The organism is Streptomyces sp. NPDC059853 (genome assembly GCF_042731495.1).
Lineage (GTDB): Bacteria > Actinomycetota > Actinomycetes > Streptomycetales > Streptomycetaceae > Streptomyces.
In genome coordinates this window covers 1-8,579 of the sequence record NZ_JBHWJL010000230.1, presented here as the reverse complement: position 1 = coordinate 8,579, position 8,579 = coordinate 1, and the positions used below count along the sequence as shown (strand labels likewise).

Sequence of the window (8,579 nt, the reverse complement as noted above, 5' to 3'; positions counted from 1 at the left end):
GTATCGTCCGGTGGCCGTCAGCCGCCGGACCCGCCGAACGGCCAGCCTCCGCCGGCGTTGTCGTTGCCCGCGTCCCCGCCGGGGCCGCCGTCACCGCCGCCCGGGTCGCCCGCGCCCGGGTCCCAGGTGTAGACGATGACCTCGGTGTCCTTGTCCACCTTGGTGCCCGCGCCCGGGTTGGTCGCGAAGACCTGCGCCGACTCCGTGTCGGGCCCCTCGACCTTCACCCGCAGCCCCAGACCCTCCAGCGTGCCGCGCGCCGAGGACAGCGGCTGATTGTTCAGATCGGGGATGTCCACCTGCTCCGGCGGCTGGTTCGGCGACGGGATCGCCACCGTCAGCGTCACGGTCCCGTTCGGCGTGTGCTGGTTCCCGGCGCCCGGGGACTGGCTGATCACCGTGTTCTCGGGGCGCGAGTCGTCCGTCTGGTTGACCCGGGTGACCGTGAAGTCCTCGCCCTCCAGGATCCCCTTCGCCTCGTCGAACGTCTTGCCCACCACATCGGGCACCGCCACCGTGTCCGGCGCCACCGCCACCGTCAGGGTGATGGTCTCGTCCGGCTGCGCCTCGGAACCCGCGGCCGGGTCCTGGGAGAGCACCGTGTTCGGCTCGGCGTTCGCGTTGACCTCGGTCGCCTGCTGGATGTCGGTGAAGCCCGCCTCCTCCAGCTCCGCCTTCGCGTCGTCGAAGGAACTGTCGGTCACATCCGGGACCTCGATCGGCGCCGGGCCCTCGGACATGATCGCGGTCACCGTGTCACCGCGCTCGATCTCCTCGCCGGCTGCCGGATCGGTCTCGCAGATCGTGCCCTCGGCCTCCTCGCAGGGCTTGCTGTCGCCTTCCTTGAGGTCGATGCCGTTCGCCTGCCGCTGGGCCTCCTCCAGGGTGAGCCCGGCCAGATCCGGCACCGTCAGCGAACTCGGCGGCGGATCGGAGGCGAACAGCGCCTTGCCGATGAAGATCGCGCCGATCAGCACCAGCACTCCGGCCAGCACCAGCAGGATCGTCGACAGATTGCTCTTGCGCTGCCGCCGGTCCGCCCGGCTGTAGCCGTCGTCGTAGCCGCCGCCGTCGGCCGGCGGCATCATCGCGGTCTGCGGGTCGGTCGCCCGCAGCGCCGTCGTCGGCCGGTCGTCGTACCCGTACGCCGCCGCGCCCACCGGCAGCGCGGCCGAGATCGGCCGGCCGTCCAGGGCCGCCTCGATGTCGGCACGCATCTCGTCGGCGCTCTGGTACCGGTAGTCCGGGTCCTTGACCAGCGCCTTCAGCACGATGGCGTCGGTGTCCGGGGTGATCTCCGGGTCGAAGACGCTCGGCGGCTGCGGCTCCTCGCGCACATGCTGATAGGCGACGGCCACCGGGGAGTCCCCGATGAACGGCGGCCGGACCGCGAGCAGCTCGTACAGCAGACAGCCCGTCGAGTACAGATCGGAGCGGTTGTCGACCGTCTCGCCCTTGGCCTGCTCCGGGGAGAGGTACTGGGCGGTGCCGATCACCGCGGCCGTCTGCGTCATCGTCATGCCGGAATCGCCCATGGCCCGGGCGATGCCGAAGTCCATCACCTTGACCTGGCCGGACGTGGTGAGCATCACGTTCGCCGGCTTGATGTCGCGGTGCACGATCCCGTTGCGGTGCGAGTACTCCAGCGCCTGGAGCACCCCGATCGTCATCTCCAGCGCGCGCTCGGGCAGCAGCTTGCGTCCGGAGTGCAGCAGCTCACGCAGCGTGGAGCCGTCCACGTACTCCATCACGATGTACGGGATGGAGATGCCGTCGACGTAGTCCTCGCCGGTGTCGTACACGGCGACGATCGCGGGGTGGTTCAGGGACGCGGCCGACTGCGCCTCGCGGCGGAAGCGGGCCTGGAACGTGGGGTCACGGGCGAGGTCGGTGCGCAGGGTCTTGACGGCGACGGTACGGCCGAGACGGGTGTCATGGGCCAGATGCACCTCGGCCATGCCACCGCGACCGAGCACATGGCCCAGCTCGTACCGCCCGCCGAGGCGACGCGGCTCATCCATGATTCCTGCCCTCTCCGTTCGATCCCGGCCGCACCTGTGGTCGGCCCGGCTGGGGTCCCCCGCCCTCGGGCACGAGGGGTCCAAGCTCTGGCTTACGGTACCCGCCGCGAGCCGGGCGCCCGGCTCCCGGCCGTCCGCTGATACGCAACCGGTATCGCGTCCGGCCGGGAAGGGCCCGGTACGGGCCGGTCATGTGTATGACGTGTGACGGGTGGGCGCGGTTGTCACGGTGCGGTCAATTCTGGCCCGCCAGGACGGCCTCCATGACGTCCTTCGCGATCGGGGCGGCGAGCGCGTTGCCGCCCACCTCGCTGCGGTCGTCGGAGCCGTTCTCGATGACGACGGCCACCGCGACCGGGGAGCCGTTGTCGGTCATGGCGTAGGAGATGAACCAGGCGTAGGGGATGTCCGCGTTGTTCTCGCCGTGCTGCGCCGTACCGGTCTTGCCGCCGACCTTCACGCCGTCGATCTTGGCGTTGAAGGCGGTGCCGTCCTCGACCACGGACTCCATGGCCGACTGGAGCGCCTGGGCGTTCTCGGCGGACAGCGGCCGGCTCATCTCCTCCGGCTCCGTCTGCTCGATCACATTGGCGTTGGGGGCGTCCAGCCGGTCCACCATGTACGGCTGCATGAGCTTGCCGTCGTTGGCGATCGCGGCGGCGACCATGGCCATCTGGAGCGGGGTGGCCCGGTTGGACGCCTGGCCGATGCCGGCCATGGCGTTCTGCGGGCGGTTGTCCTCGGGGTACTGGCTGGCGACCGCGCGGACCGGGGTGAAGACCTCCTCGTTGAAGCCGAAGGACTCGGCCGTCTCCATCATCTTCTCGTTGCCCAGCTCGTTGCTGATGCCGGCGAAGACGGTGTTGCAGGAGTCCTCCAGGGCCACGCGCAGCGTGGCGTCCTGGCAGCGGCCCTTGATGAGGTTGTCGAGGGGGACGTCCTGGGTGTCGGGGAGGATGAACGGCTCGGGGTAGTCGGTCTTGGTGTCCACCCCGTCGAGCAGCCCGTGCTCCAGCGCCGCCGCCGAGGTGACCACCTTGAAGGTGGACCCGGGCGGGTACGTCTCGCGCAGCGCGCGGTTGAGCATCGGGTCGTCGGGGTTGTTCTCCTTCTGGAGCGCCGTCCACGCCTCGCTGTCCTCGACCGTGTTGCCGGTGAAGGTGGACGGGTCGTAGGAGGGCGTGGAGACCAGCGCCAGGATCGCCCCGGTGCGCGGGTCGATGGCGGCGACGGCGCCCTTCTTGTCGCCCAGGCCCTCGAACGCGGCGCGCTGGGCGTCCTCGTTCAGGGTGGTGATGATGTTGCCGCCGGTGCGGTCCTTGCCGGTGAGCATGTCGATCGTCCGGTTGAAGAACAGCCGGTCGTCGTCCCCGGTGAGGATCGAGTCGTAGATGCCTTCCAGCAGGGTGGTGTTGAACAGCGAGGCGAAGCCGGTGACCGGCGCCCACATCTCGCCGTCGGTGTAGGTGCGCTTGTACCGGAAGTCGTTGTCGTCGGTCTCGACCGAGCCGGTGATCGGCTGGCCCTCGACGATGATGTCGCCGCGCGGGTGGGCGTAGCGCTCGATGAGGACCCGCCGGTTGTTGGCGTCCGTCTGCAGCTCGTCGGCCTGGACGAACTGCACCCAGTTGACCCGGACCAGCAGAGCGAGGATGAGCAGGCCGCAGAAGACCGCGACGCGTCGCATGGGTTTGTTCATACTCGTACTACCTGTGTCTGTTCGACGTCCGTGTTGGGCGCGGGGGCGGGTGCGGGTCGTCGTGCAGTGTCGCTGATCCGAAGTAGGAGCGCGATCAAAGCCCAGTTCGCGATGACGGAGGAGCCGCCCTGGGCGAGGAACGGCATGGTCATGCCGGTGAGCGGGATGAGCCCGGTCACACCGCCCGCCACCACGAAGACCTGGATCGCGAAGACCCCGGACAGGCCGACCGCGAGCAGCTTCCCGAACGGGTCGCGGGCGGCGAGGGCGGTGCGCATGCCGCGCTGGATGAGCAGCCCGTAGAGCAGGATGACCGCCATCAGGCCGACCAGGCCCAGCTCCTCGCCGACGGTGGCCAGGATGTAGTCGGACTTGGTGGCGATGCCGCCGATGAGACGCGAGTAGCCCTGGCCGAGCCCGGAGCCGAACAGGCCGCCGGAGCCGAAGGCGTACATGGACTGGGCGGTCTCGGTGACGCCGCCGTTGGAGCCGAGGGCCAGCGGGTTGAGCCAGTTGTCGACGCGCTGGCCGACGTGGCTGTTCATGGAGGCCACCGCGACCGCGCCGGTCACCGACAGCAGCAGACCGAAGATGATCCAGCTGGTGCGCTCGGTGGCGACGTACAGCATCACCACGAAGATCCCGAAGAACAGCAGGGACATGCCCAGGTCGGTCTCGAAGATCAGGATCATCAGCGAGACGGCCCAGATCGCCAGGATCGGGCCCAGGTCACGGCCGCGCGGCAGATAGACGCCGAGGACGCGGCGCGAGGCCAGCGCGAGCGCGTCCCGCTTGACCATCAGATAGCCGGCGAAGAACACCGCGATCACGATCTTGGCGAACTCGCCGGGCTGGAGCGAGCCGACCCCGGGGATGGTGACCCAGATCCGGGCGCCGTTGACCTCGCCGAAGAACAGCGGGGAGATCAGCAGGAGCAGCGCGACCACCATGGAGATGTAGGTGTAGCGCTGGAGGATGCGGTGGTCCTTGAGGAAGATCAGCACCCCGAGGAAGAGGGCCACGCCCAGCGCCGACCACATGAGCTGGTTGGGCGCCATCGGCCCGCCGAGTTTGGCGGTGGTGATCTGCGGCTCCAGGTCGAGCCGCCAGATCAGCACCAGACCCATGCCGTTGAGCAGGGTGGCGATCGGCAGCATGAGCGGATCGGCGTACGGGGCCCAGCGGCGTACCACCAGATGCGCGACGCCGGCCATCAGGCCCAGGCCCGCGCCGTACTGGAGGGTGCCGGCCGGGACGGAGCCGTCCTTGGCGAGGCCCACGTTGGCGTAGGCCAGCACGGGGATGAGCACGGCGAACACGAGCATCGCCAGCTCGGTGTTCCGGCGGCTGGGCAGCCCGCCGGTGGAGACGGTGGTGTTGCTGGTGCTCATCGCTTCAGGTCTCTGGGTCGCGCCAGGCCGCACCGCGCGGGCGGATACGGGCCTCGCTTACGCGGAACGCCGGCTACGACGCGCACTGCCGCGCGAGCTGCTGCTGGCGTTCGGTGAGGGTCGGGATCTCGGGTCCGGCCGCTTCGCCGCCCTCGCCGGGGTCGGCCGCGTCCGCGTCCTGGGGGGTGTCGGGGTCGGTGGTCTCGTTCTTGGCGTCCTGCTTGTCCTGTTCGCCCGCCCGCTCGGCCTCCTCGATGGCCGCACGCTGGTCGGCGAGCGCCTGGCAGGCGTCGGCCTGCTCACCGAGTTCGGTGATGCGGGTACGGGCCTCGGCGAGGTCGGCGGCGGTGATGGTGCCCTCGACCTGGTTGCGCTGGTAGTCGGGCAGCAGGTCCAGGGAGATCTCCGGGTGGTCCTCCTTGACGCTGGACAGGCTGAGCGGGCCCAGGTCCTGGCTGAGCCCCTGGAAGAGCGCGACGTGGTCGCCGTTGGCGCCGACGTAGAACTGGTTCTGCGTCCAGCGGTAGCCGCCGTACAGGCCGCCGCCGAGGACGGCGAGCGCGAGGACGGAGAGGCTGATGGTGCGCCACGGGCGGCGGCGGGGCCGCTGCGGTACGTACTCGTCGTCGGTGAACGCGCCGAAGGTGCCGGGCGCCACCCCGCCGGGGCCGGCGCCGGACGCCCCGTCGCCGGGGGCACCGGGCTGCGGCCGGCCCAGCTCGGCGGCGCGGGAGGCGGGCGTGGCCGGGGTGTCGCCGCCGGTCTGCGCCTGGACCTCGGCGACCGCGCCGACGATCTGCGGGGCGTCGTAGAGCTGCTGGGCGAGGGTGTCGCCCACCTGGGTGTCGACGTCGAGGACGTCGGCGACGATGCAGGTGATGTTGTCGGGGCCGCCGCCGCGCAGCGCGAGTTCGATGAGGTCACGGACGGTGTCCTGCGGGGGCAGGAAGGTGCCGAGGGTGTCCTGGAGGGTCTCGTGGCTGACGACGCCGGAGAGCCCGTCCGAGCAGACCAGGTAGCGGTCGCCGGCGCGCACCTCGCGGATCGACAGGTCGGCCTCGATGTGGTCGGCGCTGCCCAGGGCCCGCATCAGCAGGGAGCGCTGCGGGTGGGTGGTCGCCTCCTCCTCGGTGATGCGGCCCTCGTCGACCAGGCGCTGGACCCAGGTGTGGTCCTGGGTGATCTGGGTCAGCTCGCCGCCGCGCAGCAGATAGGCGCGGGAGTCGCCGACGTGGACGACACCGAGCCGCTGGCCGGTCCACAGCAGGGCGGTGAGCGTGGTGCCCATGCCGTCCAGCCGGGAGTCCTCCTCGACCATGGCGCGCAGCCGGTCGTTGGCGCCCTGGACCGAGGAGTCGAGGGAGGTGAGGATGTCGGAGCCGGGGATGTCGTCGTCCAGCTGGACGAGGGTGGAGATCACTTCCGAGGAGGCGACCTCGCCCGCGGCCTGGCCGCCCATGCCGTCCGCGATGGCCAGCAGCCGGGGCCCGGCGTAGCCGGAGTCCTCGTTGTGGTCGCGGATCATGCCGACGTGTGATCCGGCGGCGAATCTCAGGGACAGTGTCATGCTCACCTCACCCGCCTGTTCCGGGGCTCCGAACACGCTGTCCGCTCTCCGGTGGTCCCGGTCCTCATGGTGGCCGTCCCTACTTCCGCAGCTCGATGACCGTCTTGCCGATCCGGATCGGCGCTCCGGGCGGGATCGGTACCGGGCTGGTCAGCCGGCCGCGCTCAAGGTAGGTGCCGTTGGTCGATCCGAGGTCCTCGACGATCCACTGGCCGTCGCGGTCGGGGTAGATCCTGGCGTGCCGCCCCGAGGCGTAGTCGTCGTCCAGCACGATCGTCGAGTCGTGTGCCCGGCCGAGCGTAATGGTCTGGCCCTGGAGGGCGACAGTGGTTCCGGTGAGGGAACCCTCGGTGATCACCAGCTTCGTGGGGGCGCCGCGGCGCTGGCGCCCGCCCCGGCCGGACTTGCCCTGCTGCGGCTGCTGCTGCCGGCCGCGCGGCTGCATCGGCGGCGCGCTCTGGCGGGCGGCGCCGCGCTGGGTGACGCGGGTACCGAACAGGTCGCTGCGGATCACCTGCACGGCGACGATCACGAACAGCCACAGCACGGCCAGAAAGCCCAGCCTCATGACCGTCAGGGTCAGCTCTGACATTGCCCCCGCTTCACCCTTCGGCTTGCCGGTAAATGACGGTGGTACTGCCCACGACGACGCGTGAGCCGTCGCGGAGCGTAGCGCGTTTGGTGTGCTGCCCGTCGACCACGATGCCGTTCGTCGAGCCCAGGTCCCGGATTGTGGCCGGTTCTGTGGCCTGGATCTCGCAGTGCCGCCGGGAGACCCCGGGGTCGTCGATCCGGACGTCGGCCTCGGTGCTGCGGCCCAGCACCAGGGTGGGGCGGGAGATCTGGTGGCGGGTGCCGTTGATCTCCACCCAGCGGCGCAGCGTGCCCCGCGCACCGGCCGCGGCACCGGCGCCGGGCGGCGGCCCGGCGGGAACCGGGGGCGCCCCGGCCGGGCGAGCGGGGTAGGCGGGGGCACCGGGCGGCGGGTTCAGCGGGGCCGCGCCGCCGAAGGTGGGCGAGCTGGGGCCGTGCGCGCTGCTGCTGGCGGCCAGGGTGCGGCTGCGGACCCGGTACAGACCGGTGTCCAGGGAGGGCGACTTCTCCAGATGGACCTTGATCTCGCCCATGAAGGTGTAGCGCTGCTGCTTGGCGTACTCCCGGACCATTCCGGCCAGTTCCTCGCCGAGCTGCCCGGAGTACGGGGCCAGCCGGTCGTAGTCGCCGCCGCTCAGCTCGACGATGAAGTCGTTGGGGACGACGGTACGGTCGCGGTTCCAGATCGTGGCGTTGTTGTCGCACTCGCGCTGGAGCGCGCCGGCGATCTCCACCGGCTGCACCTCGGACTTGAAGACCTTGGCGAAGGTGCCGTTGACGAGACCTTCGAGGCGCTGCTCGAAACGCTTCAAGACTCCCATGACGCACCTCCTTCCGGTGTCCCGACAGCCTGCGGTTCGGCGCGGTAGTGCTTACTGATCGTATCCACGCGCGAGACGATCAGGTGGTTCCCGCCGGGGCTCCGGAAGGGGCCCGCACCCACGCCGCTGCTCCCCCCGGGATCGTAAAGGGGAGCAGAGAACAGTGTCCCGCATGCGCGAAGGTTCTGCGGAGGGATGGGGAGGGATTACGGCCGTGGGCCGGGGTCGCGGGGGTGCGGGTCGGGGGCGCGGATCACCGAGGTGAGAGCGGTGCCCGAACCGTGCTAGCCTTTTCTTCGTCGCCAGGGGCCAACGCCCAGGGAAACAAGGCGGCAACACCCAATGCGCGGGTGGCGGAATAGGCAGACGCGCTGGATTCAGGTTCCAGTGCCCGAAAGGGCGTGGGGGTTCAACTCCCCCCTCGCGCACCAGACGGAGCGGCCGGCATCGTAATAACGATGCCGGCCGCTCCGCGGTGCGGGGCCC

The 8,579-nt window shown here is 70.5% G+C and carries 6 protein-coding genes and 1 tRNA gene; 1 reads left to right on the top strand and 6 read right to left on the bottom strand.

Going from position 1 to position 8,579, the window contains the following annotated elements; genetic code table 11:
• Positions 1–17: 17 nt before the first annotated feature.
• The 6 genes from pknB to ACFV5N_RS20760 all read right to left on the bottom strand — a co-directional run bounded on the left by pknB (position 18) and on the right by ACFV5N_RS20760 (position 8,093).
• Positions 18–2,021 (bottom strand): Stk1 family PASTA domain-containing Ser/Thr kinase, encoded by a 2,004-nt coding sequence (pknB, locus tag ACFV5N_RS20785; protein WP_385601879.1) that lies wholly within the window; start codon positions 2,019–2,021, stop codon positions 18–20.
• A gap of 235 nt (positions 2,022–2,256) precedes the next feature.
• Positions 2,257–3,720, bottom strand: a complete 1,464-nt coding sequence (locus tag ACFV5N_RS20780; protein ID WP_385601876.1) for a peptidoglycan D,D-transpeptidase FtsI family protein — start codon at positions 3,718–3,720, stop codon at positions 2,257–2,259.
• Entirely contained in the window at positions 3,717–5,111 is a 1,395-nt protein-coding gene (locus tag ACFV5N_RS20775) for an FtsW/RodA/SpoVE family cell cycle protein (RefSeq protein ID WP_385601873.1), read from the bottom strand. The genes ACFV5N_RS20780 and ACFV5N_RS20775 overlap by 4 nt, the downstream gene beginning before the upstream one ends.
• 73 nt (positions 5,112–5,184) lie before the next feature.
• Positions 5,185–6,678 (bottom strand): PP2C family protein-serine/threonine phosphatase, encoded by a 1,494-nt coding sequence (locus tag ACFV5N_RS20770; protein WP_385601871.1) that lies wholly within the window; start codon positions 6,676–6,678, stop codon positions 5,185–5,187.
• 79 nt (positions 6,679–6,757) lie between these two features.
• A complete protein-coding gene (locus ACFV5N_RS20765) occupies positions 6,758–7,270 on the bottom strand; it encodes an FHA domain-containing protein (protein WP_385601868.1) in 513 nt (170 codons plus the stop codon).
• Between the two features lie 10 nt (positions 7,271–7,280).
• Positions 7,281–8,093, bottom strand: coding sequence for an FhaA domain-containing protein (locus ACFV5N_RS20760; protein ID WP_385601865.1), 813 nt, complete (start codon positions 8,091–8,093; stop codon positions 7,281–7,283).
• A gap of 344 nt (positions 8,094–8,437) precedes the next feature.
• On the opposite strand from ACFV5N_RS20760, the gene ACFV5N_RS20755 reads away from it, so the two are divergent.
• Positions 8,438–8,524 (top strand) — tRNA-Leu (locus tag ACFV5N_RS20755).
• The last annotated feature ends 55 nt before the right edge of the window (positions 8,525–8,579 follow it).